The organism is Pseudomonas sp. GW821-FHT03E01 (assembly GCF_059420765.1).
Window position 1 is genome coordinate 307,571 of record NZ_JBWKUI010000007.1, and the last position, 24,582, is coordinate 332,152.

Annotated in this window: 28 protein-coding genes; 10 read left to right on the forward strand and 18 right to left on the reverse strand. The window is 60.5% G+C overall.

Features of this window, described 5'->3' with window-relative positions; translation table 11 throughout:
* The first annotated feature begins 51 nt into the window (after positions 1 to 51).
* Positions 52 to 876 carry an alpha/beta fold hydrolase gene (locus AC07VO_RS14595; protein ID WP_192351018.1) on the forward strand — a complete coding sequence of 275 codons (825 nt, stop codon included), beginning with the start codon at positions 52 to 54 and terminating at the stop codon, positions 874 to 876.
* Positions 877 to 943: 67 nt separating this feature from the next.
* Here the strand turns inward: AC07VO_RS14595 and dsbG are convergent, their stop codons facing one another.
* The 4 genes from dsbG to AC07VO_RS14615 all read right to left on the reverse strand — a co-directional run bounded on the left by dsbG (position 944) and on the right by AC07VO_RS14615 (position 5,187).
* Positions 944 to 1,717, reverse strand: a complete 774-nt coding sequence (gene dsbG / locus AC07VO_RS14600) for a thiol:disulfide interchange protein DsbG (RefSeq protein ID WP_192351020.1) — start codon at positions 1,715 to 1,717, stop codon at positions 944 to 946.
* Positions 1,687 to 2,559, reverse strand: coding sequence for a TlpA disulfide reductase family protein (locus AC07VO_RS14605; protein WP_192351022.1), 873 nt, complete (start codon positions 2,557 to 2,559; stop codon positions 1,687 to 1,689). The genes dsbG and AC07VO_RS14605 overlap by 31 nt, the downstream gene beginning before the upstream one ends.
* Positions 2,559 to 4,292, reverse strand: coding sequence for a protein-disulfide reductase DsbD (gene dsbD, locus AC07VO_RS14610; RefSeq protein ID WP_192351024.1), 1,734 nt, complete (start codon positions 4,290 to 4,292; stop codon positions 2,559 to 2,561). Before dsbD ends, AC07VO_RS14605 begins: the two co-directional genes overlap by 1 nt.
* A gap of 121 nt (positions 4,293 to 4,413) precedes the next feature.
* Positions 4,414 to 5,187, reverse strand: a complete 774-nt coding sequence (locus AC07VO_RS14615; protein ID WP_086944684.1) for a hypothetical protein — start codon at positions 5,185 to 5,187, stop codon at positions 4,414 to 4,416.
* Positions 5,188 to 5,513: 326 nt separating this feature from the next.
* Here AC07VO_RS14615 and AC07VO_RS14620 point away from each other — a divergent pair, with 326 nt between their 5' ends.
* From AC07VO_RS14620 to AC07VO_RS14640, 5 genes are all read left to right on the forward strand, one after another.
* Positions 5,514 to 6,194 carry a response regulator gene (locus tag AC07VO_RS14620; protein ID WP_018929974.1) on the forward strand — a complete coding sequence of 227 codons (681 nt, stop codon included), beginning with the start codon at positions 5,514 to 5,516 and terminating at the stop codon, positions 6,192 to 6,194.
* On the forward strand, positions 6,191 to 7,516 hold the full coding sequence (locus AC07VO_RS14625) for an ATP-binding protein (RefSeq protein ID WP_026286707.1): 1,326 nt from the start codon (positions 6,191 to 6,193) through the stop codon (positions 7,514 to 7,516). Before AC07VO_RS14620 ends, AC07VO_RS14625 begins: the two co-directional genes overlap by 4 nt.
* Before the next feature lie 128 nt (positions 7,517 to 7,644).
* Entirely contained in the window at positions 7,645 to 8,130 is a 486-nt protein-coding gene (locus AC07VO_RS14630) for a GNAT family N-acetyltransferase (RefSeq protein WP_018929972.1), read from the forward strand.
* Positions 8,131 to 8,264: 134 nt separating this feature from the next.
* On the forward strand, positions 8,265 to 9,677 hold the full coding sequence (locus AC07VO_RS14635; protein ID WP_192351029.1) for an aspartate aminotransferase family protein: 1,413 nt from the start codon (positions 8,265 to 8,267) through the stop codon (positions 9,675 to 9,677).
* 81 nt (positions 9,678 to 9,758) lie between these two features.
* Positions 9,759 to 9,986, forward strand: a complete 228-nt coding sequence (locus AC07VO_RS14640) for an MbtH family protein (RefSeq protein ID WP_007934245.1) — start codon at positions 9,759 to 9,761, stop codon at positions 9,984 to 9,986.
* Between the two features lie 104 nt (positions 9,987 to 10,090).
* Here AC07VO_RS14640 and AC07VO_RS14645 read toward each other — a convergent pair whose 3' ends face one another.
* The 9 genes from AC07VO_RS14645 to AC07VO_RS14685 all read right to left on the reverse strand — a co-directional run bounded on the left by AC07VO_RS14645 (position 10,091) and on the right by AC07VO_RS14685 (position 16,969).
* Entirely contained in the window at positions 10,091 to 11,005 is a 915-nt protein-coding gene (locus AC07VO_RS14645; protein WP_018929970.1) for a metal ABC transporter substrate-binding protein, read from the reverse strand.
* Positions 11,006 to 11,905 carry a metal ABC transporter permease gene (locus AC07VO_RS14650; RefSeq protein ID WP_192351031.1) on the reverse strand — a complete coding sequence of 300 codons (900 nt, stop codon included), beginning with the start codon at positions 11,903 to 11,905 and terminating at the stop codon, positions 11,006 to 11,008.
* On the reverse strand, positions 11,905 to 12,648 hold the full coding sequence (locus AC07VO_RS14655; RefSeq protein WP_064616794.1) for a metal ABC transporter ATP-binding protein: 744 nt from the start codon (positions 12,646 to 12,648) through the stop codon (positions 11,905 to 11,907). Before AC07VO_RS14655 ends, AC07VO_RS14650 begins: the two co-directional genes overlap by 1 nt.
* Entirely contained in the window at positions 12,645 to 13,571 is a 927-nt protein-coding gene (locus tag AC07VO_RS14660) for a metal ABC transporter substrate-binding protein (protein WP_019582483.1), read from the reverse strand. The genes AC07VO_RS14655 and AC07VO_RS14660 overlap by 4 nt, the downstream gene beginning before the upstream one ends.
* Before the next feature lie 35 nt (positions 13,572 to 13,606).
* The gene (locus tag AC07VO_RS14665; protein WP_192351033.1) at positions 13,607 to 14,179 is read right to left on the reverse strand and encodes a DUF6162 family protein; all 573 of its coding nucleotides are present in this window, start codon (positions 14,177 to 14,179) and stop codon (positions 13,607 to 13,609) included.
* A 2-nt stretch (positions 14,180 to 14,181) separates the two neighbouring features.
* The gene (locus tag AC07VO_RS14670) at positions 14,182 to 14,502 is read right to left on the reverse strand and encodes a hypothetical protein (RefSeq protein WP_138867065.1); all 321 of its coding nucleotides are present in this window, start codon (positions 14,500 to 14,502) and stop codon (positions 14,182 to 14,184) included.
* On the reverse strand, positions 14,499 to 15,041 hold the full coding sequence (locus AC07VO_RS14675; protein WP_018929964.1) for a PA2404 family protein: 543 nt from the start codon (positions 15,039 to 15,041) through the stop codon (positions 14,499 to 14,501). Before AC07VO_RS14675 ends, AC07VO_RS14670 begins: the two co-directional genes overlap by 4 nt.
* Positions 15,038 to 16,249, reverse strand: a complete 1,212-nt coding sequence (locus AC07VO_RS14680; protein ID WP_495007600.1) for a PepSY-associated TM helix domain-containing protein — start codon at positions 16,247 to 16,249, stop codon at positions 15,038 to 15,040. The genes AC07VO_RS14675 and AC07VO_RS14680 overlap by 4 nt, the downstream gene beginning before the upstream one ends.
* A 261-nt stretch (positions 16,250 to 16,510) precedes the next feature.
* The gene (locus AC07VO_RS14685) at positions 16,511 to 16,969 is read right to left on the reverse strand and encodes a VOC family protein (RefSeq protein ID WP_019582478.1); all 459 of its coding nucleotides are present in this window, start codon (positions 16,967 to 16,969) and stop codon (positions 16,511 to 16,513) included.
* A gap of 311 nt (positions 16,970 to 17,280) precedes the next feature.
* Between AC07VO_RS14685 and AC07VO_RS14690 the strand changes: the two genes are divergently transcribed.
* From AC07VO_RS14690 to AC07VO_RS14705, 4 genes are all read left to right on the forward strand, one after another.
* On the forward strand, positions 17,281 to 17,550 hold the full coding sequence (locus tag AC07VO_RS14690; protein WP_018929961.1) for a hypothetical protein: 270 nt from the start codon (positions 17,281 to 17,283) through the stop codon (positions 17,548 to 17,550).
* 101 nt (positions 17,551 to 17,651) lie between these two features.
* Positions 17,652 to 18,263 (forward strand): LysE family translocator, encoded by a 612-nt coding sequence (locus AC07VO_RS14695; RefSeq protein WP_495007601.1) that lies wholly within the window; start codon positions 17,652 to 17,654, stop codon positions 18,261 to 18,263.
* A 205-nt stretch (positions 18,264 to 18,468) separates the two neighbouring features.
* Complete coding sequence (locus tag AC07VO_RS14700) at positions 18,469 to 19,635, forward strand: cysteine desulfurase family protein (RefSeq protein WP_192351037.1); 1,167 nt, start codon at positions 18,469 to 18,471, stop codon at positions 19,633 to 19,635.
* 56 nt (positions 19,636 to 19,691) lie between these two features.
* A complete protein-coding gene (locus AC07VO_RS14705) occupies positions 19,692 to 21,500 on the forward strand; it encodes an aminopeptidase P family protein (protein WP_086944688.1) in 1,809 nt (602 codons plus the stop codon).
* A gap of 47 nt (positions 21,501 to 21,547) precedes the next feature.
* Here AC07VO_RS14705 and AC07VO_RS14710 read toward each other — a convergent pair whose 3' ends face one another.
* The 5 genes from AC07VO_RS14710 to AC07VO_RS14730 form a co-directional block, all read right to left on the reverse strand.
* Positions 21,548 to 22,144 carry a 2-hydroxychromene-2-carboxylate isomerase gene (locus tag AC07VO_RS14710; RefSeq protein ID WP_192351039.1) on the reverse strand — a complete coding sequence of 199 codons (597 nt, stop codon included), beginning with the start codon at positions 22,142 to 22,144 and terminating at the stop codon, positions 21,548 to 21,550.
* A gap of 35 nt (positions 22,145 to 22,179) precedes the next feature.
* On the reverse strand, positions 22,180 to 22,920 hold the full coding sequence (locus AC07VO_RS14715; RefSeq protein ID WP_192351041.1) for an SDR family oxidoreductase: 741 nt from the start codon (positions 22,918 to 22,920) through the stop codon (positions 22,180 to 22,182).
* Positions 22,921 to 23,019: 99 nt separating this feature from the next.
* The gene (locus AC07VO_RS14720) at positions 23,020 to 23,301 is read right to left on the reverse strand and encodes a hypothetical protein (RefSeq protein WP_018929955.1); all 282 of its coding nucleotides are present in this window, start codon (positions 23,299 to 23,301) and stop codon (positions 23,020 to 23,022) included.
* A 170-nt stretch (positions 23,302 to 23,471) separates the two neighbouring features.
* Positions 23,472 to 24,359, reverse strand: a complete 888-nt coding sequence (gene rhtA, locus AC07VO_RS14725) for a threonine/homoserine exporter RhtA (RefSeq protein ID WP_018929954.1) — start codon at positions 24,357 to 24,359, stop codon at positions 23,472 to 23,474.
* A partial coding sequence (locus tag AC07VO_RS14730) for a hypothetical protein (RefSeq protein ID WP_495007602.1) occupies positions 24,356 to 24,582 on the reverse strand: 227 nt, incomplete at its 5' end. The genes AC07VO_RS14730 and rhtA, both read right to left, overlap by 4 nt.

Sequence of the window (24,582 nt, forward strand, 5' to 3'; positions counted from 1 at the left end):
CAGGCTTCCCGTGGTTTTTTAATGGATCCTATTTCACCAGGGAGACAGTCGATGCCCTTCGTAACGGTTGATGGACAAGCGCTTCACTACATAGATCAAGGCACGGGCCCGGCGGTATTGCTGGCCGGGAGCTACCTGTGGGACCAGGCCATGTGGGCACCGCAGATTGCGGCGCTGTCGCAGCGCTATCGGGTCATTGCACTGGACCTCTGGGGCCATGGCGAATCCGGGCGGATGCCCGAGGGCATGACGTCGCTGGATGACGTGGCGCGTCAGGCACTGGCATTACTCGATCATCTGGACATCGATCGCGTCACGCTGGTCGGTCTTTCGGTCGGTGGCATGTGGGGCGTTCGCCTGGCACTGTCGGCGCCGCAGCGGCTCAACGGGCTGGTGCTGATGGACACCTATGTCGGCGTCGAACCGGAACCGACCCGCCAATACTATTTCTCGCTGTTCAAGCAGATCGAAGACAGCGGTGAGATCTCGCCGCAACTGCTCGACATTATTGTGCCGATCTTCTTCCGTCCGGGCATCGATCCGCAGTCGGCTTTGTATCAGGATTTCCGCGCCAGGCTGGCGGCATTACCCGTCAGCCGGCTGCGTGAAAGCATTGTGCCGATGGGACGGATCACGTTTAGTCGTGATGATTTGTTGCCGCGCCTGGCTCAGCTGAACCCTGAAACCACACTGTTGATGTGTGGCGATCAGGACAAACCGCGGCCGCCGTCGGAAACCAGAGAAATGGCTGAGTTGATCGGTTGCCCGTATGTGCTGGTGCCGGAGGCGGGGCATATCTCCAATCTGGAGAACCCCGAGTTTGTCACTGAGGCGCTGCTGAAGTTTCTGGCCGACAGAAATCCGTGTAGCGCTTGATTAAAAAGATCGCAGCCTTCGGTATTGCCCACAGGCGCGTAGGGCGAAGGCTGCGATTTTTTGATCTTTATTTGGGCCCGAGAATCTTCAGCAACTTGTCCGGCGACGGCGCGCCTTGCTGTTGTTGCAACTGGCCCTTTTCATCCATGTAGAAAATCGCCGGGGTAGCGGCCAGTTCCAGGTCTTCCATCAACTTCATGTTCGCCGCCAGTTTCGCCTGAACCGCCGGTGGTACGTCCTTCAAGGCCTTGAGCGAGCTGCCCTTGCCGGATTTCTCGTGTTCTTCCAGGGCTTTCTGCGGGTCCTTGGCGGCCAGCAGCGCGGCGGATTTGCCGGGGCTGTCTTCGCGAATGATACCGACCATGATGTGCCGCAGCTGCACCTTGCCGGCCTGGACCCACGGCCGTGCCTGTTCCCAGAACATGTTGCAGTACGGGCAGTTCGGGTCGCTGAACAGGTAGACGACCCGTGGTGCGTCCTTATTGCCGTCACCGATCCAGCTGCTTGCTTCCATCTTGCCCCAGACTTCCTTGGCCATCGGCGCGTAGACCAGTTTCTGCAACGGTGCGCTGCTCAGGTCATTGCCGTCGGCGTCGTACAGATTGCCGAGCAGCACATGTTTGCCGTCCGGGGTCAGGTACAGCGTCATACCGCGGTTCTGGTACTGCGCCGCGTAACCGCGCAGGCCATCGGGCGCGTCGAAGGTGCCGACGATTTTGGCGCCCTTGGCTTCGATCTTCTTGATCGCTTCAGGCAGTTCTTCGGCCTGTACCGACGGCAGGTGTAGCAGGGCAGCACCCAGGGTCAGTGTCAGCAGGTGGCGGAGGCGGAGGCGGAGCATGGCAATTTCCTTGAAGGCGTGGCCGAGGTGGCCGGGTTCGGGGTGTCGAAGTGTTCCAGGGCGCGGGCCAGGCTGGCTTCCGACAACTCACCCAGGTGACTGCCCAACAGATACCCGTTGGGGCTATAGAACAGCGTAGTCGGCAATGCCATGGAACCCACGGCATGGCTCAATCGACCGCTGCCATCGAACAGCACGTTGGTCAGGCTCAGGCCCTGGGTTTCGAGGAAAGTGGCGACGCTCTGCATGCTTTCGCTCTGGTTGACGAACAGGAAGGTCAGGTCCGGGCGCTGTTGCTGGGCGTTCTCCAGCACCGGCATTTCCCGGCGGCACGGCGGGCACCAGGTGGCCCAGAGGTTGATGACCAACGGGCCACCCTGGTAATCGCTGAGTTGGATGGTCTGGCCGGCGGCATTGCGCAGGGTGATCTGCGGCAGGCGCGTGCCTTGTTCGTAAATACTCAGGGAGAAACTCGCCAGCAGCCAGAACGCCAGACCGCTGGCCACGCCAAAGCCCAATGGCCGACGCAGGCCCGGTTGACGCCAGCCTCGGTACAACGCAGCCAGCAAGAGCACGACCACCCCCGGCCAGGCGAGAAAACCACCGTCGCGCAGGTCGATGATCTGCCACGGATCGTTGCGATACTGTGCCCAGTAGGCAATCACGAAGCCGACCCGGGCCGCCAACATGCCCAACAGGAACAGGCTGAACAGCACCGATTCCGGGTTCTCGCCGCCACGCTTGGCCACCCGCCAGCCGACAAACGTCGCCAGCGCCAGGGCACTGATCAGCAGCAAGTGGTTAAGCGCGATGGCAAAGGTGCCGAGGGTAAAGGTCAGCATTAACGAGCGTCTCGGGTGGTGGTCCAGCGTTGCAGGAAAGTGCCGGCATCGACCTCGCCGGTGATGCGCTGGCTGCGACGCTCTTCGCCGTCGGTGCCGATCCACAACAGGCTCGGCGGCCCCGGCACTTTATAACGGCCGAGCAGTTCGCGGCTGGCGGCATTGTCGGCGGTGACGTCCAGCCGTAGCAAGCGCACATCGCTCAGCGCATCCAGCACCTGGGGTTTGCCGAAGACCTGTTTTTCCATGACTTTGCACGACACACACCAGTCGGCGTAGTAGTCCAGCAGCACCCATTGGCCCTGGGCCTTGGCGGCGTCGAGCTCACGTTGCAGGGCTGCGGGCTCCTTGATCGTCGTGAATGCATCGTGAGCGCTCGGCGAGACAGCGCCGGTGCGACCGGCGCTGTACACCTGCAACGGCTGATACGGATCGTCACTGCCGCCCGCCGCACCGACCACCAGCAGGCTGCCCCATAAACCCAAGAGCAGCGAACTGGCGCCGAACAGGTGGGCAACGCGGCCAAACCCCTGGGACTGCTTCCAGGCGCTGTAGGCGGCGATCAGCAGCAAACCACCGCACAAACCGAGCCACAGCGATTCATCCAGCACCGGGCGCAGCATCAGCAACGCGGTGGCGAGGAACAGGAAACCGAACACGCCCTTGAGCAGGTTCATCCAGGCGCCAGGTTTAGGCAGGAAGCGATTGCCGACGGTGACCAGCAGCAACAGCGGCACACCGATGCCGATGCCCAGGGCGAACAGAATCAACCCGCCGTGCAGCGCATTGCCGCTCTGGGCGATATAGAGCAGGGCGCCGGCCAATGGGGCAGTCATGCACGGCCCCACCAACAGACCGGACAAGGCCCCAAGCACACCGGCGCCCATCAGGTTGCCACCGCGCTGGCTGCGTGAAACATGTTCCAGCCGATCCCGCACGGCCACCGGCAATTGCAGTTCAAAAAAACCGAACATCGGCAAGGCCAGCAGCACGAACACCGCCGCAAAGCTGCCCAACAGCCATGGATTCTGCAACAGCGCTTGAAGGTTCGCGCCAAGCGACGCCGCCAGAACACCCATCGCCGCATACACCAGCGCCATGCTGATCACATAACTGCCGGCGAGGGCAAAACCGCGTTTGGGCGTGGCACCACTGCCAACGATCAACCCCGCCAGAATCGGCAGCATCGGCAACGAGCAAGGGGTGAAGGCCAGCAACAGGCCCAGACCAAAGAACACCAACAAGCTCCAGCCCAGCGCACGTTGTTGCAGGCCGCTGGCCAAGGCTTGGTCCGGCGCTTCGCTGGCCGCAGATGCAGTAGCCTTGCCGCCCAGGTCCACGATCTGGGTTTGCGGCGGATAACACAAACCGGCATCGGCACACCCCTGGAAACCCACCTTGATCTGACCGGTGGCTCCCGCCGGAATCTTCAGCTCCAGGCCTTGGCGATAAACCTCTTGTTCGCCGAAGAACTCATCGCTGTGTGCTTCGCCGTCAGGTAGTACCGGGTGCTGTTGCGCAGACAAACCCTCGAAATTCAGGCGTTTCTGATAAAGGTAATAACCGTCGGTAATCTGCCAATAGAGCTGTGTTTCACCTGATTCGAGGCGTTCGGAGGTAAAGGCAAAGGCCTTTTCCACTGGCAAGAATTCAGGTTTGGTGTCGAACGGATTTATCCCTGCCTGGGCCACACCCGAGATCAAGAGAACAAAAAATAGAAACAGTCGACGCATGGGTAAGCCTTATCCCTGTGCAAGTTGACTGCACAATGGGTGGCGGCGATTAACCGATGATTAACCGCCGCCGGTACCGCCTGCTCGACCCGTCAGGAGGTAGCCACTACGGCTTGAAACTTCAGTTGCGCAACAGGCCTGGCCAGGATTGGCTATCAACCGCATGCGGACCGGAAACCAGGCGATTTTTCGGAATGTTATAAGTCAGAAACTGATTGTCAGTCAGAAAGATATAGTAATAACTGTCAGCGAAAGTCCGATCGTTTTGCACCGCTGTAATGATCCGGTCTTTATAGGGAGCAAGACCGGGCCAGGTAGCTTCTGTAATGGGCTCTGTCCTCAGTGACTGGACCGGGGTCACAACAGGAGGAGGGAGGTCGTCGTCAAGTTTGCCACCGATATAGCCGCGGTCCCGGTTGGGATCCTCGTCCAAATCCAGATAGAGGGAGTTCCCGTCATTCATGATGAATCGAAAGAGTGAGGGGCGACTTACTTGCCACCATGTCCCTGCAACGATTCGATCAAAGTGAGGCAACAGCAGCTTCCATTTAGTGTCTTCAACCTTGCGGGTCTGCATTACCGCATCGGTATCCTGATTGTAGGCGCAGACCATCGGCGTAGTGCGCTCGTAATAGAAAAGCCAAAGGATATCGAGGTCAGAAGAGTCCATGGGACGATCAAGCGTTATGCCCGTGGTCGTAAATCCAAACCGCAGGTTTTTCATGTGGTTTTCCAACGTCCCCCAGTTTCCTTTAATAGGCCAGGGGTATCCATCAGAGACCTTGTTATCGGGAATATCAAAGCGGGAATAAGTATCGGTGTCTTTGAAGATGAAGTAGATCTTGTCTTTTCCGGAACGCCAATCGACGGTCACGATGTTTTTAAGTGTCGGCATGATCTGATTCCTTTCAGATAATTAAGTATGGTTCGGGTCTTAAATGACTTTCTTCCAGGTAATGATTGGCCTGGAGTGGAGCCGTGCTAGGGTAGCGTGATGTTTTACGCTGTGGTCATGTTTTCAGGATGGAATATGTTTCGGTTTGAAACGACATGTGCGCAGGCGTTCGGCCATGGATTAACAGCGAACTTCACTTTCAACTTCGTCGCTTAGCGGTCGCGACGCCTGCGAGGGAGGCGCTGCTTCTCGTCAGCGGCGGGCCTTGCCATAATTGCGGCTTAATCCTCAGCTGCTTCACTCGCTTTTTTGTCCTGGGGGCTCCCATGCATGTACTGGTTTGCGAAGACGATGAGCTGATCGCCAGCGGAATTGTTGCCGGCCTGACCGCGCAAGGCCTGACCGTCGAGCACGTCGCCACCGCGTCGGCTGCCCGGGCGATGCTCAAGGTGGCTGAGTTCGATGTCATGGTGCTCGACCTTGGCCTTCCCGATGAGGATGGCCTGAAGCTGTTGCAGCAGTTGCGTCACAGTGGCCTGGAGATTCCGGTGTTGATTCTCACGGCGCGGGATTCGGTCACCGATCGCGTCGACGGTTTGCAGGCCGGGGCCGACGATTACTTGCTCAAGCCTTTTGACCTGCGCGAACTGGCAGCGCGCCTGCACACCTTGCTGCGACGAGTGGCGGGGCGCAGCGTCAACCTGATCGAGCACGGTCGTTTGACCTACGATCCGAGCAGCCGCGAAACCATGCTGGGCGGCCAGCCGGTGGACCTTTCCCGTCGCGAGCAATCGCTGTTGCAAGCCTTGCTGCACAACCGTGGTCGCGTACTCTCAACCGAGCAACTGAAAGACAGCGTCTACGGTTTCAACGATGAGCTGGAAAGCAACGCCCTTAACGTCCATATCCATCACCTGCGGCGTAAACTCGGCAATGGCATTGTCGAGACGGTGCGTGGCCTGGGCTATCGCCTGGGGCCGGCCGATGGCGGAGAAGAATCGAAGTGATGAGCCTGCGTTTGCGTCTGAGCCTGACCCTCGGCGCCGCATTTGCGCTGATCTGGGCCCTGGCCGCCGCCTGGATGCTCAGCGATCTGCGCAACCAGATGATGTTTTCCCTCGACCAGCGGCTGGTTGCCTCGGCGCGGATGGTCGCCGGGTTACTGGAGCAACTGCCGGCATTGCCGAGCAAGGGCGAGGGCACCCATTTCAGCGCTGAACAACTGAATATCCCCGGCGGCATGGCCTGTCAGGTCAGCTCGTTGCGCGGCGAGATTCTGGCCCGCAGCCACAGCAACCCCGAGCAAGCGCTGGAAGCCGAGAAAATGGGTTTCCACGATCAGATTATCGACGGCGCGCCATGGCGCAGTTTCACCCTGGCGCGGGGCGATGTGCGCATCACCACCGCCGACCGGCAGATCGAGCGTGAAGCGCTGAACATGTCCATTCTGCTGGCGGCTTCGGTGCCCGTCGGCGTGGCGCTGCTTGGCTGCCTGTGCCTGTTGTGGCTCGGCATCGGTCAGGGGCTGGCACCGCTCAATCGTATGCGCGATGCGTTGATGCGGCGTAGCGCCGATTCTCTGGAGCCATTGCAGATCCAGCCCTTGCCCAGCGAATTGCAACCGCTGCTGGAAACCCAGAATCAGTTGTTCCAGCGCATCGGCAAGACCATCGAGCGTGAACGGCGCCTGACCGGTGATGCGGCGCACGAATTGCGTAGCCCGCTGACTGCGATCAAAACCCATCTGCAAGTGGCGCGCATGACCGACGGTGCCGCGCGGGATCAGTCCCTGGCCCGGGCCGAAGAGGGCGCCGACCGTCTGCACCGTACCCTTGAACAATTGCTGCTGCTGGCGCGTGTCGAGGGCAGCTTGTCGTTCGATGATGGCGTGCAGTGCAGCGCTGAGCAGGTGGCAAAACTGGCGATTCAGGATGCCGCCAGCGGCGATCGTCAGCGGATCAAGTTTCAGGTGCCGGCCAGATTCTCCGATGCGCCGCTGCAAATGCCCGCAGTGCTGTCGATTGCTGCATTACGCAACTTGCTCGACAACGCCCTGCGCCACACGCCGGGCGATAGGGCGGTGGAGCTGAGCCTGGAAACCAATGGCAATCGCGTGCACTTTCTGGTGCGCGACCACGGTCCGGGAATTGCCGAAGACGACTTGCAACACCTGACCCAACGCTTCTGGCGCAATGGCCAGAGCACCGGTTGCGGCCTCGGCCTGGCGATTGTCCAGGCCATCGTCCAGCGCTGCGGCTGTACCCTGCATTTCGACAGCCGGCCGGATGGCCTGCGGGTTGAATTGACGATGCCGTTGCAACCTGTCTAACAGACACCGCTCCCACAGGGTGTCTATGTTGTCGCACACCAAATGTAACGTCTCTCCGTTGGCCTCCCGGCCCCCACGGCGTTATCGTCCCCGGCAGCTTTGACTCAATGGATTGAGGTAACAGCGCCATGACTGCATCGATACACATCTGCAAGGCAACGTCTGCCGACGCCGGCATCATCAGCCGGATCGTCGAGCGCTCCATTCGCGTCGGCTGCGCGCTCGACCACCGTAACGACCCGCGAACCGTCGCCACCTGGACCCACAACAAAACCATCGAACACGTGCAGCCCTGGCTGAACGACCCGCGGTTGTACCTGAACATCGCTCTGTTGCAAGACAAACCGGTCGGCGTCGCCATGGCGGCGATCAGCGGCAAGGTTGCGTTTTGTTACGTGCAACCGGAATGGTTTCGACGGGGCGCCGGACAAGCGTTGGTGCATGATCTGGAGACGTGGTTGATTGCTCAGGGTTTGCCCCAGGCACGTCTCAACAGCACGCGCACCGGCGAAGCGTTTTACCACCGCCTGGGTTACCGGGCTTGCGCTGAAGCTTTCACGGTGGCGGGGCTCCACGCCATTCCCATGCACAAGGCGCTGCCACCACCTTCATAGAAAGCTGATCGAGGGTCTAAATCCTCGAGCCCTTGATGCGTTTCCAGAACAGGAAAACCTGCAAGTGCGCCCCGTGAACGGAATGCGCACCTGCCCGGTGTGCAGTTTTGGTCACTATCAACAGGGGTCGAGAGATGTCAGTCGCTACCAGCCTTATCGAAGATCAGCCGGCCCGGATTGCCCCGACGCCTGCCGAGACGCTTTATCAGTTCAACGAATCGCCGCTGCTGGCCCGTCAGAGCCAACAGGAATCGAACGCCCGCAGCTACCCGCGACGCATACCCCTGGCACTCAAGCGTGCCAAGGGCATTTATGTCGAAGACGTCGAAGGCCGTTGTTTCATCGATTGCCTGGCCGGTGCCGGGACCCTGGCCCTGGGGCACAACCATCCGGTGGTGATCGAAGCGATCCAGCAAGTGCTGAGCGATGAACTGCCGCTGCACACCCTCGACCTGACCACGCCGGTCAAGGACCGGTTTGTCCAGGACCTGTTCGGCCTGCTGCCGCCGGCATTGGCCGCTGAAGCGAAGATTCAGTTCTGTGGCCCCACCGGCACCGATGCCGTGGAAGCCGCGCTGAAGCTGGTGCGTACCGCCACCGAGCGCAGCACCGTCTTGTCGTTCCAGGGCGGTTACCACGGCATGAGTCAGGGCGCGCTGAGCCTGATGGGCAGTCTGGGACCGAAAAAGCCGTTGGGTGCCTTGCTCGGCAATGGCGTGCAGTTCATGCCGTATCCCTACGATTACCGTTGCCCGTTCGGTCTCGGTGGCGCGCAGGGAGTGCAGGTCAACCTGAATTACCTGGAGAACCTGCTGAACGATCCAGAGGCTGGCGTGCAACTGCCGGCTGCGGTGATCGTCGAAGTGGTGCAGGGCGAGGGCGGGGTGATTCCGGCCGATCTCGACTGGCTGCGCGGTTTGCGGCGCATCACCGAGCAGGCCGGCGTGGCGCTGATCGTCGATGAGATTCAGAGCGGCTTTGCCCGCACCGGCAAGATGTTCGCCTTCGAGCACGCCGGAATCATTCCGGACGTGGTGGTGATGTCCAAGGCCATCGGCGGCAGCCTGCCGCTGGCGGTGGTGGTCTATCGCGAATGGCTCGACACCTGGCTGCCGGGCGCCCATGCCGGAACCTTCCGCGGTAATCAGATGGCCATGGCCGCAGGCTCTGCGGTGATGCGCTACCTGACCGAGCACAAGGTTTGCGAGCACGCCGCCACCATGGGCGAGCGCTTGAGCGAACACCTGCACATCCTGCAGCGGGACTTCCCGCAGCTGGGCGACATTCGCGGACGTGGCTTGATGCTGGGTGTCGAATTGGTCGACCCGGCTGGTGCGCCGGACGCTCAAGGCCATCCACCGGTATTCGGTCGTCTGGCGTCGTTGGTGCAGCGCGAATGTCTCAAGCGTGGGTTAATCCTCGAGCTGGGCGGGCGTCATGGCGGTGTCGTGCGTTTCCTGCCGCCGTTGGTGATCACCGCTGCCGAAATCGATCGGGTATCCGACATTTTCGGCAGGGCCATGGCCGCAGCCGTCGCCAGCCTCTAAATTTTTCAGCGCCTTTAACGTTCCTTCTACATAACGGCTGCGCGCGGTGTGCAGCCCACCCTATAGCGATGGAGAGACAGCATGACGTCAGTATTCGACCGCGAGGACATCCTCTTTCAGGTCGTGGTCAACCACGAAGAGCAATACTCGATCTGGCCCGACTACAAAGCCGTGCCACAAGGCTGGCGCACCGTGGGCAAGAGCGGCCTGAAAAAGGAATGCCTGGCCTACATCGAAGAGGTCTGGACTGACATGCGTCCACTGAGCCTGCGCCAGAAAATGGAAGAGCAGGCGGCCGTGGCTCACTGAGTCGCCGCGCAAAAAGAAACCCGCTGAACCGGTGACGGTCAGCGGGTTTTTCACGTTTGAAATCTCTGTTGTCTGCGCGGCTGCCATCGCGGGTTTAACTGACGTTATGCCCCGCTCAACCCCTTGATCACTTGATCCACATTCCCTTCCAGCTCGGCCACCGGATCCGCCGCATCGACACTCAACACCACCAACCGACTGCCTGCCTGCGAGATCGCCGCTTTCACCGCCTCCGACGGCTGTCGATGATGCAACACCACCGCCACGTCATGGTCCTTGAGCGTCGCACTCAACTGCTTGAGCGCTTCAGGCGTCCACTCGGCATCCGGCCGTGCATCGAGGCCGATCAGCTCCAGGTTGAGGCCGCCGATCAGGTAGCCGAAATGATCGCTCAGGCTCATCACGCTCAGGTTATCGGCACTGGCCAGCCGCGCTTCGCTGTCGGCACTGAGCTTGAGCAGGCGCTGCTTGAGCGCTGCCAGATTGGCCTCGATGGTCGGTTTGGCCGCCGGCGCCAGGCGCACCAGGTCCGCCGCCATCACGTCTGCCATGCGCCCCATGTTGTTGCTGGAAAGCCACGGCTGGCTGTTCAACCCGTCGACCTTGCTGCCGGGCTGCACGGCGATGCCGGGAAGGGCGCCGTCCACCGGGCGGGCGGCGTCGACTTCGACGATACGAATATTGCTGCGCCGGGATATCGGGTACAGCGGATCATCCGCCCACAGGGAACGCAGACCAATCACGGCATCGGCGTCGGTCGCCAGCTTGGCCAGCGCCGGAGCGCCACGACCGGTGAAATAGGCGGTCTGTCGGCTGCCGGGGAGATTGTCCGGCGCGGCCCGTTCCAGTTTGATTTCGGTGCCTTTGAGCAACACTTCGCCCAGACCATAGGTGATCGGCAAGGACGCCAGCACGTGCAGCGGTTTGGCGCTGTCCGCCGCAGCGCAAGTATTGGCCAGACCGCACAGGGGCAATGTGAAGGTCAATGCCAGGGTCAGTTGACGCAGAGAAAAGCACATTTATCCGAGGTTCCCTTTCAGGCTGGGGAGGATGCCGCGAGCGATCGCGGCCAGGGCGAAGGCGATACCGGCCACCAGAATGATCGCGGCACCGGACGGGATGGGCAGGTCAAAGACAATCGGCGCGAGAATTCCGCACAAGGTGCTCACCGTGGCAATCAGCACCGAACACCAGAAAAAACCCTTCAACGACTGGCTGAGCAACCGCGCGGCCGCCGCTGGAATCACCAGCAGGGCGCCGACCAGAATCGCGCCGATGACTTTCACCGCTGCCACCGTGATCAGCGTCACCAGGATCACGAACAGGTAGTCCAGGGTTTTCACCGCCACGCCACGTACCGCCGCCAGTTGCGGGTTGAAACTGGCGAGCATGATGCGGTTGTACAGCGGCAGGGCCAGTGCCATGACCAGCGAGCCGACGATAGCCAACACCAGCAGGTCGTTGCCGTTGACCGTCAGTACCGAGCCGAACAGCACGTTTTCCAGAATGTGCACATTGATCTTGCCCGCCAGAATCAACAGCAGGCTCGCGCCCAGCGCCAACGACACCGACAGAAACACGCCGATCAATGTATCCGGCGCCAGACCCGTGCGGTTGCGCAGGTAGTTCAGCAAAATCCCGAACAGCAGGCAGTAACCGAACAGGCTGCCATAAGGCCCGGTGTAAGGTTCACCGAGCAGAATGCCGATGGCCACGCCAGTCAACGCCGCGTGACCCACCGCTTCGGAAAAAAACGCGAAGCGCTTGACCACCACCAGCGTGCCCAAACCGCCCAGCACCGGGCCGATCAGTAATCCAGCGAGCAGGGCGTTGACCACAAATCCATAGGCCAGCGCTTCCGGCAGGTAACCTTGCGAGGCCCAACCCTGGACCATCAAACGAAAGGCTTCATAACTCATCAGGCAGCGCTCCGGGGATGGGTCGAGAACAGGGTCAGCAGTCGCTCCGGGGTCAGCGCCTGTTTCGGCGTGGCATCGAACAACACCCGGCGATTGAGCCCGGTGACCCGGTCCGCCAGACGCCCGACCGCTTCCAGATCATGCTCGATCCACAGCACGGTGATGCCGCTCTGGCGCCAATCGCCCAGCAGCCGTTCGAACACTTGAATGCCAGCCTCGTCGAGGGCCGACATCGGTTCGTCGAGCACCAGCAATTGCGGCGCCGGAATCAGCCCTTGGGCCAACAAAACCCGCTGGCGTTCGCCGCCGGACAACGCGCCCATGCGCCGTTTGCGTTTGTCCTGCATGCCGACCCGTTCCAGCGCCTCGCCAATGGCTGTTGCGTAATGCTTGCTCAAACCGAGGAACGCTGGACGTCGCTGACACATGGCCGCCATGAAGTCGTCGACGGTCATCGGCAAACCGCGATCAAACTCCAGCGCTTGCGGCACGTAGCCGATCGTCCCCGGTTCGTCGGGCCATTGCAGGCTCAAACGGCCCTGATGCGGCATCTGCCCGAGCAGGGTCTTGATCAGCGAACTCTTGCCGCCACCGTTGGGGCCAACCAGGGCATGCACGCTGCCGGGCCGGACCTGAAAAGTTACGTTGTCGAGGATGGTCGTGCGCCCCAGCGTCAGGCTGACTTCGGCGAAGTCGAGGGTCGGGCCGGCGCTTTGTACGGTCAGGGTTTCTTGAGCGGTCATGCGCCAGACTCCTGAATCGCCCGAACCACGGTATTGAGGTTGCCGGTCATTTCCTTTTCGTACTTGTCGGCGGTGTATTCGCCATAGGAAATGTGCGACAGCGGATACAGCTTCACCCCCGATTCGCGCTGGATGGTTTCGACGTAAGTGGACGGGAAATCCATCTCCGAGAAGATCACTTTCACGTCCAGCTCCCGCAGTTGATCGATGGTCTTTTTCAGTTGGCTGGGGCTGGGTTCGATGCCGTGGGCCGGCTCGACCACGGCAGTGACTTCCAGGCCGAACTCGCGCAGCAGATAGTCGTAGGCGGCATGGACCGTGGCCACGCGCAGCTCGGCGTTCGGCGCCTGGGTCAGTTTGGCCAGGGCATCGGCGCGCATCTGCCGCAGGCGCTTACCGTAGGCGCGGGCATTCTGGGTGTAGGTTTTAGCGTTGGCCGGGTCGAGCTTGCCCAACTCGCGGGCAATGTTGTTGACCTGGGCAATCGAAGCGCTGATCGACAAGAACGTGTGCGGGTTGACCACTTTACCGGCACCGCGAGCGGCGACACCGGTGGCGGCCAGCAGCGGCACGTTTTCGTTGGCTTCGATCACTTTGATATTCGGGGTTTCGCTGGCGGCGATCATGCGGTCGGCGAAGTCGTCATGGCCCACACCGTTGAGCACGATTACGTCGAGCCCGCTGATGCGTTTGATGTCCTCGGCGCGGGGCTCATAGGCGTGCGGGTTGAAACCGGCCGGGATCAACGGCACCACTTCGGCCTTGTCGCCGACGATATTGGCCACGTAGCTGTAATAAGGGTGCAGGGTGATGCCGATGCGCAGGCGCTTGGCTTCGTCGGCACTGGCCAGAGGCGTCAGCAAACAGGCAAGCAGGCCGACCAGCAGCAGGCGCAAAAAACGACGTTGAGATGAACTAGGCATGGGAAAGCGGTCTTCTCTCGGGTGAGGGCGAGGGTTCAGTGCCGATGCTGGCGGGTGACCCCGGCATCGAATTGCGCGACGATCTGCTGCCAGCCGGCGCTTTCCAGCGCGGCCTCAGTCAGATCAGCCGGGCGCGCGAGGGCTTTGGAGCGGTTGAGCCAGACGTCTGGCGCATCGTCGTCAGCAGTCAAACGCATCAGGAATGAGCCGGCCACGGTGGGTGCCTGGCTCTGGCCGAAATACGCCTTGGCGTCCAGCAATTGCCAGGCATGACCGCCTCGGCTGACAGAACTGGCATCCCGGGCAAACGGCGCGAAACCTTCATCGGCTAGGGTGGCGGGTGTGGGCAGTGCTTGTTGTTCCTCGCGCAACAGGTGGATTTCATCCAGCGTGACCCGCAGGTCTGCGTAAATACCTTGCTCGGATGCGCTCAGGTCGCGGCGGGCATCCAGTTGATGGCTGCCGACGCTGCTCACTTCCCGGGACTCGCCGCGCCAGGCAACTACCGAGCCGGCCACCGCCAGGATCATCAGGCACAACAGCAACACATAGAGGGTTTCATGGCCGGCTCCGGCCGGGCGCACCACTTGGGTGGTTGGCGTGCTCATGCTCAGGGCGCCTCGATGTCGGCTTGGTCGATCTCGACCACGTGGCCGGGACCGGCGTCGAACAGCACGTAGAATTCAGCGCCGGGCTTCTTGAACGTCAGGGTCGAATCGGCGCCGAGCTTGCCTGGCACCAGAATGGTTTCGTCGTAGCCGATCACATCCAGGGTCACGCCCGGCGCGCCGCTGCCGTCGGAGAAACCACCGGTGCAACGGATCTGTTCGGCGTCGATGGCCTTGCACTCGCACATCGGGTTGTGGGCCAGGGCGCTGGTGCTGAAGACGGTGCAGAGCACCAGTAAAACGGGGCGAAAAACGCTGGTCATGGTTTGCCTCCTTGTCTGTTCAGCCATGCGACGGTGGCCGGGGACGCCTGGCTCAGGGGGATGGAGGCTTGATGCATGGCGCCGTCCCAGCCTTCCATGGTGATCCACAGTTCAGCGTCGTTTTTGGTCTTTTCGGGTACCGGCAGCGCGGCGCCCATGTGGTAGGGCGTGCCGAAGAAAATCACCCCGGCGGCGCGCAGGCTGCGCGGTTTGCCAATGCGCAGGTAAGTCGCCTTGACCTGATCGCGACAACTGTCGCAGAGCGCAGCATTGAAGGACTTCAAGTAGCCGGCCGGGCCATCGGATACCGGGGCTGCGTTGCGCAATTCAGCCAGGCGCAGGCTCCAGGGGCCGACCTGAATTTCACCGACTTCACGCTCACCCAGGCCGGTGTCTCCGCGAAACAGCGCTGCGTCGGCGAAGTATTTGGGCATGAACCCCAGCGGCACCAGCAACAGCAGCACGTTGATGTGGAAACGCCATGTGTGCCAGAAGCGGCTTAGCGGCGAGCGTGGTTTTTCTGCTGCGACCTGGCTCATCGGCTGCCCTCCGTGGCTTCGCGGCTCATGGCCGGGGCCGGTTGGCCGGTCAGCGCAGCCCGTGGACGCTTGTTGTTGCGCTTGAGCGCATTGGCCGTGGCCAGGGCGGTGCGTTTGGTCCAGATCAACAGGCCGCTGAGGACCATCATGCTCAGGATCAGGCCGAAGAAGAACCAGATCAGCTTGATCCAAATACCGCCGAAATCGCCGGTGTGCAGCGGACGCGTGGATTCGGTCACCAGCTCCAGACCCGAACGATCCGACAGCAGGCGCGTGGTGGAAATGTCACCGGTGTAAGGGTTGACCTCGGCGCTCTGGTAGATCAACGGGTACCAACTGCGCCCGCTCACCAAAAGATGGCTATAGGCATTGGCGGGGAGGCTGACAGAGCTGTCTTCCAGGCCAGGAATGCGTTCCTTGGCCTCGCGGATCGCGCTTTCCAGGCTGATCATCGGCGCCGGTGCGCCATCGACGGTGAGCGGCACGCTCTCACGCGGGACGACGGGGGCGACCGGCGCGGTGGAAATCGAAATGTGGTTATCGGACAGGATCGCTTCAATCATGAACCAGGTGCTGGTGACGGAAATCACCGCAATGAACCAGATCGACCAGATGCCGCTGAGCCGGTGAAAGTCGCCCCAGAAAATCCGCGCGCCATGACGAATGCGCAGGGTCGGTCGCAAGAAGCCTTTCCAGAACCGTTTGTAGACCACGAGCCCCGTCACCAGTGAAGCCAGCATCGGCAAGCCGAGGAACGACACCAGATACCAGCCCCAGCTGTAGCCGTTGGTGAATGGCACCAGCCACCAGCCATGCAGCGCGCGAGTGAAGGCCTGGAAGTTGAAGGGTGGAGCGGTGCCCTGAATCGCCCCGCTGTAGGGGTTCACATAGACCGTCACCGAGCGTCCGTCCGGGTAGCTGACCTTCACGTCCAGGGCGAAATGCGACTCGTCGGGACGGTTGATACTTTCGACCAGCGTTTGGGGCTCGGCCTTTTTGATGGCGGCGATGATCTGGTCATAGCTGAGCAGCGGCGCGTCGTCCGAAGGCGGGCTGGCGCGCATTTGCGGGTTGGCCAGCCAGACGATTTCCTGACTGACCACCGCCAATGTGCCGGTCACACAGACGATCAATACAAAGAACCAGATGGGCAGGGCCAGCCAGCTATGGACCAGAAACCAGAGTTTTGAGCGGGATTTCTTCGACATGATTAAAGGTCTTGTTTCGATGAGAGGACCTCTGCTGCGGGCTTCCCAGCGTTGAGGTCCATGAAAGGCCCGGTCGTGGCTTTTGCCTACGCGACCGGCTGCATCTAAATAAGACGTATGAGCATCGGAAATCCCGAAAGGGGATATGAAAGTAAATGTTTCGTGTTTCTGCGCTGTGTGGGAACAGCCAATATTGATGTTGAATGTGATGCCCCCATCGCGAGCCTGCTCGCGATGGGGGCTGATCACATACCGAAGCTATCAACCCTGCTTGAACATCTCCTTCGCCCGCTGTTCGATCTGTTCCTGCGTCAGATCCTCCTTGCGCGTGGCCAGAAACCACACATGCCCATAGGGATCCTTCAAGGTCCCCGTGCGGTCGCCATAAAACTGATCCTTGACCTCGGACACCACCGTGGCACCGGCATCGATGGCCTGTTTATAGGACTTGTCCACGTCGTTCACATACAAATGCAGGCCCACGGACGGCGATTTGTCCGGGTTGCTCAAGGGCCCTTGGTCACAGGGTGTGCCCAGCATGATCGGGCTATCGCCGATACGCAGTTCGGCGTGCCCGATGCCGCCGTCGGGCATGGCCAGGCGCATGACTTCGGTGGCGCCAAAGGCTTTCTTGTAGAAGTCGATGGCTTCGGCAGCTTTCTGAATGCCCAGATAAGGGGTGATGCTGTGATAACCCTCTGGAATAGGTTTGACGCTCATGACGGTTCTCCCTTTATTGTTGTGGAGTTAAGGTGTTCCTTCGCCGTTTTCCGGTCGGATAACTATAGGTCAACCCCTTCGCCACAACTGAGTGCCCGACGAGTAGCCGCAGTCACGACAACGCGCCGCACTGCAATTTTGGTGCATCAGCGGTAAGAACCTGGATCGACAGGTTCTCTGTGGCGCGACGCTTGTTCACTGCCAGTTCACCAATTCCCGATACCCACTATCGAGAGCATTGATTTCTGCCCGTCGGGGCGCGTCGGTAGCCTGTGTTCATTGCCCCGAACCCAGCTATCCGGACTTTCGAAATGAAAACTCTACTCACTACTTTTCTGTTGCTCGCCGTTTCCGTCCTCGCCGGATGTGCCAGTCATGTTTCACCGGAACTACGCCCCTACACCGCTGAAGAAACCCGGGAACTGGCGCTGGAAGCCTTGAACCGTCGGGGCTTGTCCTTCGAGGAGTACCACGCGAAGAAAGCCGAATTGCTCGGCCAGCCGACCAAATCGATCAGTTTTGACAAGCAAGGCGAGATGAACGCCGAGCGCACAGTACAGATGCACGGTCGCCAAAGCTGAGCGACAACTGTGCTGCTCTAACTTTCACGCAACTGTCCATGGGTTTCCCTCAAGGCGTGCGATAGGGTCAACACCTGACTGACTCTGATGGACTGCCCCCCATGCTCTCGCTCGACCTTCTGCTGGGCTTTGCCCTGTTCGCTCTTGTCACCTCGATCACCCCCGGTCCGAACAACACCATGTTGCTGGCCTCGGGCGTGAATTTCGGCTTTGGCCGCACCATCCCTCACATGCTGGGCATTACCTGCGGCTTCTTCGTGTTGGTGGTGGCCGTCGGTTTCGGCCTGGGCACGGTGTTTCAAACCTATCCACTGCTTTACACCGTGCTGCGTTATGTCGGCGCGGCGTATTTGCTGTACCTGGCCTGGAAGATTGCGCATTCCGGGCCGGTCGCCGAGGGTGAGCAGGGCGAGGGCAAGCCGATCAGTTATTTGGGCGCGGCGGCGTTTCAATGGGTCAACCCCAAGGCCTGGATCATGGCCATCGGTGCCATCAGCACCTACACGCCGATGCAGGGCTATTTCACCAATGTGATTGTGATTGCCGCGGTCTTCGCTCTGATCAACCTGCCGAGCGTCGGTGTGTGGGCCGGTTGTGGCACGCTGTTGCGCAATGTGCTGCGCGATCGCCGCTGGCTACGCCTGTTCAACTGGGGCATGGCCTTGTTGCTGGTGGCTTCCATGTATCCGTTGTTGCTTGAAAGTTTTAGCTGACGCATTGCTTCAACCGGTTGCCCGATGCCTGTTAAGCTCGACTTCAGGAGCGTTCCTACGCACTTTTAAATGAAGTTGTTCTTCTTTAATGGCCTCCGATCGGGTATTGCTATCGTTCTGCAAATTCGGCGCCGCTCATAAGGCGGCGCTTTGATATTTCCAGTGACGAGCTTCCTGATCCCGGAACACGCTCTGCGAGTCTTCTATGAATAAACGTCCGTTGTATTTCGACTACGCCGCCACCACGCCGGTGGATGAGCGGGTCATCAAGGTGATGGTCGAGTGTCTGGGTTTTAGCGGAAACTTCGGCAACCCGGCATCCAGCTCCCACGCCTTCGGTCAACAGGCCCGGCAATCGGTCGAGCACGCACGGCGCCAGGTCGCCGAACTGGTGGGCGCCCAGGCCGAGCAGATCGTCTGGACCTCCGGAGCCACCGAATCCAACAACCTGGCACTCAAGGGCGTTACCCAGGCCCGCGGTGTGTCCGGCGGCCATATCATCACCAGCCAGATTGAACACAAGGCAATTCTCGACACCGCCAAACAATTGCAGGATGCCGGCATTGCCGTGACGTATCTGGTGCCCGATGCCGAAGGCCTGATAACTCCGCAAGCAGTCAGCGAGGCGATGCGTGAAGACACCTTTCTGGTGTCGCTGATGCTGGTCAATAACGAACTGGGCACCGTCAACGACATCCCGGCCATCGGCCAGGTGGTGCGTGATCGCGATGCGTTGTTCCACGTTGACGCGGCTCAGGGCGCGGGCAAAGTAGCGATCGACCTGGCCCGGTGGCCGGTGGATCTGATGTCGTTCTCGGCGCATAAGGTCTACGGCCCCAAAGGCATCGGCGCGCTGTACGTCGGGCCTCGTGCGCAACAGCGCCTGCAGGCGCAGATCCACGGTGGCGGCCATGAGGGCGGGTTGCGTTCCGGTACTCTGGCGACGCACCAGATCGCAGCCATGGGCGCCGCTTTCGCACTGGCGGCCGCTTTGTTCGATGAAGAAAAAGCCACCATCGTGCGCCTGCGTGAACGCTTGCTCGATCAGCTGCTGAGCATTTCCGGTATTCGCGTCAATGGCAGTCCGACCCAACGCATTCCCCATACCCTGAGCCTGACCTTCAACGAAGGTGAGTTCAATTCCGCGGCGTTGAGCACTTCGATCGCGTTTTCCGCGACGTCGGCCTGCAACTCCGCCAGTAATGCGCCATCTCATGTGCTGCTGGCGCTGGGGCATGACGCGCGCTCGGCCAGTCGCACCATTCGCCTGAGCCTGGGGCGTTTCACCACCGAGCAAGATATCGACCAGGCTGCGCACCTGATCAAAACGGCCACCGCCAGTGCTCCGGCATTCTGGGCGACAGGTCCTTAAGCGCCGACTCTGATCGGCACCAAACAATAATGATGAAGTGGTTAGCAGGAGACACGATGAGTACGCAGCCTTCGATCAATGGATTGGTACCCCGGCGCCTGGCGCAAACCCGCGAGCTGATGAGCCGGGAGGGCATTCATGCTCTGTTGGTGCCGTCGGCCGACCCGCACCTGTCGGAATACCTGCCGGGCTATTGGCAGGGGCGGCAGTGGCTGTCGGGTTTCCATGGCTCGGTCGGCACGCTGATCGTCACACCGGATTTCGCCGGCGTCTGGGCCGACAGCCGCTATTGGGAACAAGCGAGCAAGGAACTCAAGGGCAGCGGTATCGAGCTGGTCAAGCTGCAACCGGGTCAACCCGGCCCGCTTGATTGGCTGGCCGAGCAAACGCCTGAAGGCGGTGTCGTCGCAGTCGATGGCGCGGTGATGGCCGTGGCGTCGGCGCGTACCCTGAGCAGCAAACTCCAAGAACGCGGCGCACGTCTGCGCACTGACATCGATTTGCTGAGCGAAGTCTGGAGTGATCGCCCGAGCTTGCCGAACGAGCCGATTTATCAACACTTACCGCCTCAGGCGACCGTCGGCCGTGGCGAAAAACTCGCCCAGCTGCGTGACGTGTTGAAAGAGCGCGGTGCCGACTGGCATTTCATCGCCACCCTCGATGACATCGCCTGGCTGTTCAACTTGCGCGGCGGCGATGTGTCGTTCAACCCGGTGTTTGTGTCCTTCGCGCTCATTAGCCAGCAACAGGCCACCTTGTTCGTCGCCCTGAGTAAAGTCAGCGCCGAGCTGCGTGCCATCCTTGAACAGGACGGCGTGACCCTGCGCGATTACAGCGAAGTGGCCGCCGCCTTGCGCGCCATACCAAGCGGCGCGAGCCTGCAAGTCGATCCGGCGCGGGTCACGGCGGGTCTGCTGGATAACTTGAACAGTGATGTGAAACTGGTCGAAGGCCTGAACCCGACCACCCTGGCCAAGTCACAAAAAAGCCTGGCCGATGCCGAGCACATCCGTCGGGCCATGGAGCAGGATGGCGCGGCGCTGTGCGAATTCTTCGCCTGGCTGGAGGCGGCATGGGGGCGTGAGCGCATCACCGAACTGACCATCGACGAACACCTGACCGCGGCCCGCACCCGGCGTCCGGATTATGTGTCACTGAGCTTCAACACCATTGCTGCGTTTAATGCCAACGGTGCGATGCCGCATTACCACGCCACCGAAGAAGAGCACGCGGTCATCGAGGGTGACGGCCTGTTGCTGATCGACTCCGGCGGCCAATACTTGGGCGGCACTACCGACATTACGCGGATGGTGCCGGTGGGGACGCCGACTGACGAGCAGAAGCGCGATTGCACCCGCGTACTCAAAGGCGTGATTGCACTCTCCCGCGCGCAGTTCCCGCGGGGCATTCTGTCGCCGTTGCTGGACGCCATTGCCCGCGCACCGATCTGGGCCGAAAGTGTCGACTACGGTCATGGCACCGGTCACGGCGTCGGCTACTTCCTCAACGTTCACGAAGGCCCGCAAGTGATCGCCTATCAGGCGGCAGCCGCGCCGCAAACTGCAATGCAGCCAGGGATGATCACTTCCATCGAACCGGGCACCTACCGTCCGGGCCGCTGGGGCGTGCGGATCGAGAACCTGGTGTTGAACCGCGAGGCGGGCAAGAGCGAGTTCGGTGAATTCCTGAAGTTCGAAACCCTGACCCTGTGCCCGATCGACACCCGTTGCCTGGAACCGTCGTTGCTGACCGAAGACGAAAAGCAGTGGTTCAACGGCTACCATGCCGAAGTGCGCGAGCGCCTGAGCCCGTTGCTCGATGGCGCGGCCCTTGAGTGGTTGAACACCCGGACCGCGGCTATTTGATCGGCTTGAGTTCAGTTGCTGGAAACAGCGCCTGAACTCAAGCCTGGCTATTGTGCCCGCAGGGCTTCAAGGACGAAGTCCAGCCGATCCTGGCCGAAGAACAGTTGATTCCCGACAAACATGCTCGGTGCGCCGAATACACCGCGTTGTACTGCTTCCTCGGTGTTTTTCTTGAGGGCGGCTTTGACGTTCTCATCTGCGGCTAGCGACAGCACCTCGTTCGGGTCGAAACCGTTTTGCGTCAGCACGGCGGCAACGGTCGCGGGATCATCGAGGCTGCACCCTTCCACCCACAGGGCGTGAAACAGGCAATCGATAAACGCCTGAAAGCGTTCGGGATGACGTAATTGCATACCCGTGACCACGCGCATCAACATCAGGGTATTGATGGGGAAGTGCGGGTTGAACTTCAGCGGCACACCGTAACGCTTGGCATAGCGGTCCAGATCCTGAAACATGTAGCGACCCTTGGCCGGAATGGTCACCGGGGAGGCGTTGCCGGTGGCTTTGAAGACGCCGCCCAGCAGCATCGGTTTGTAGATCAGCTGACTATCGGTCTGCGCGCATATTTTCGGCAGTTGGGTGTAGGCCAGGTAGGTGGCGGGGCTGCCGAGGTCGAAAAAGAACTCCACGGTTTTACTCATGTCGATGTGCTCTTCTTTTTGTCGTAGGGGAAGGCTTACCAGCGTTCGTTCCAGGGGCGCAGATCCAGCTCGAACGTCCAGGCGTCCCGTGGCTGGCTGTGTAAGTACCAATAGTTTTCGGCGATGTGCTCGGGATTGAGGATGCCGTCCTGATCCTTGGTCGCGTATTTTTCCGGAAATCTGTCGCGGATAAAGTCGGTGTCGATGGCACCATCGACCACCACATGGGCGACGTGGATGTTCATCGGCCCCAGTTCGCGGGCCATGCTTTGGGCCAGGGCGCGAATCCCGTGCTTGGCGCCGGCGAAGGCAGCAAAACCTGCGGCACCGCGCAAACCGGCGGTGGCCCCGGTGAACAGGATCGTGCCCCTTTGGCGGGTGACCATGCGTTTGGCCACTTCGCGAGCATTGAGAAACCCTGAGAAACAGGCCATTTCCCAGATCTTGAAATACTTGCGGGCGGTTTCTTCGAGAATACTGCAGGGCACATTGGCGCCGATATTGAAAACGAATGCTTCGATGGGGCCGATCGCGGTTTCGATCTGCTCGACGAGCGCAATCACGTCCTCTTCTTTGCGCGCATCGCAGGCAAAGCCATGAGCCTCGCCGCCGCTGATCGTGATGGCATCTACCAGTGGCTGAAGTTTGTCTGCGCTGCGACGTGTGACGCAGGCGACGTAGCCTTCTCGGGCAAAACGCTTGGCGATGGCGCCGCCGGTGGCATCGCCTGCGCCGACGACCAATACGATTTTCTTGCTATTGATAGCGGTGGTCATGGATGTCGCCCTTTGCTGAACGGTCAGTGACTGACGAACGTTAGCAGCATCCCGGGCGAGGCGCCTATCGGGCTACGCAAGCCCAATAGGGTTGGAGGATTACTTGCAGATGACGATCATGCTGCGGCTGGTATAGCCGGCCGGGTTAAGGCCAAACGGATAATCTCCGGGCTCTTCGACCGCATCCCCAGACTTGGCAATCACCTTGTAACCCTTGGGCGCGCACGAGTTGGCAGCGCTGGTGTAGCACTGGTCCCAGGAGGACGACAGCCCGGAACAGTTGATATGCAGCCCTTTCTTGCCGTGTTTGATCTGGGTTTTCGAGGTCGCCGCGCAGCCCGCAACTGCAAGCACGGCGATCAGTATCAAAATTCGTTTCATTGCTGTCCTTATTGAGGCCCCGGATCTTTGTGCCCGGGTCTGCCTGCATTCGCTTTTGCTTGAAGCGTTCTGATATCCCTATCTGAAAAAATCCATGTCTGACACTGAGTTACGTGGCCTAAACATGGCCTAAATGAGCGGTAAATACTAGACCCTCGTCAAATCTCGTATCAATCCGCCGCTACTGCGGGCTTGGCGGTGCTCCCCATGGTCATGGTTGCGCCGACGGACGCCAGAATGATGCACAGGATTGCCATCCACTGAGACAGGGAAAGGTATTCATGGAGGAACAACAGGCCGGACAGTGCACCGAACGCGGGCTCGATACTCATCAATGTGCCGAAGGTCCGGGCCGGCAGCCGTGTGAGGGCGACCATCTCCAGGGTGTAGGGCAGGGCAGTGGACAGAATCGCGACCCCGATGGCCACGGGAATCAGCGAGGGTGTCAGCAGCGCAGCACCAGCATGGACGATACCGATGGGGGCTACGAACAGTGCAGCAATCATCACGCCCAATGCGGCGGTCTGCACGCCATTGTCGGCACCGGCCTTCTGGCCGAACAGAATGTACAACGCCCAGCAGACACCGGCGCCAAGGGCATAACCTGCGCCAATCAGATCAATACCTGCGCTCGTGGCGCCAGTTGGAATCAACAGCAGTAAACCCACTGCCGCCAGAGCGATCCACAGAAAGTCGATCGCCCGACGTGAGGCATAAATAGCGACCGCTAATGGGCCGGTGAACTCCAGGGCTACCGCGATACCCAGAGGGACAGTGTTCAAGGACATATAGAAGAGGAAGTTCATGCCGCCCAGCGCCATCCCATAGACAATTACCGTGCGCAGGGATTTTGCGGTGAGCTTCGCTCGCCATGGGCGCAATAGCAGCAGCATGATCACGCTGGCGAAGATCAGCCGCAGGGTGGTGGTCCCTTGAGCGCCGATAACCGGGAACATGCTTTTGGCCAGGGAGGCTCCGGACTGGATCGATGCCATGGCTATCAAGAGCAGGCCTACCGAGAACAGGGTCGAGGCAAGGCTGCGGGGGTGGTCATTCATTGCGTGGCATCGTCCGAGGTGAGAAACGAGAGTAGTTTGTAATGTGTTGGGCAATATACTGCGCATTCGTTGCGGTTGCGTCTATATATAAGCAGGGATTTTGAACATCCTGATAGAAAAGCGTAATCAGGGGTTGACGGCAGATCCTGGACGTCTATAATTCGCCCCACTTCCGGCGCAGTCGAAACGGAAAACTCCTTGGTAAACAACGAGTTACGCAGTT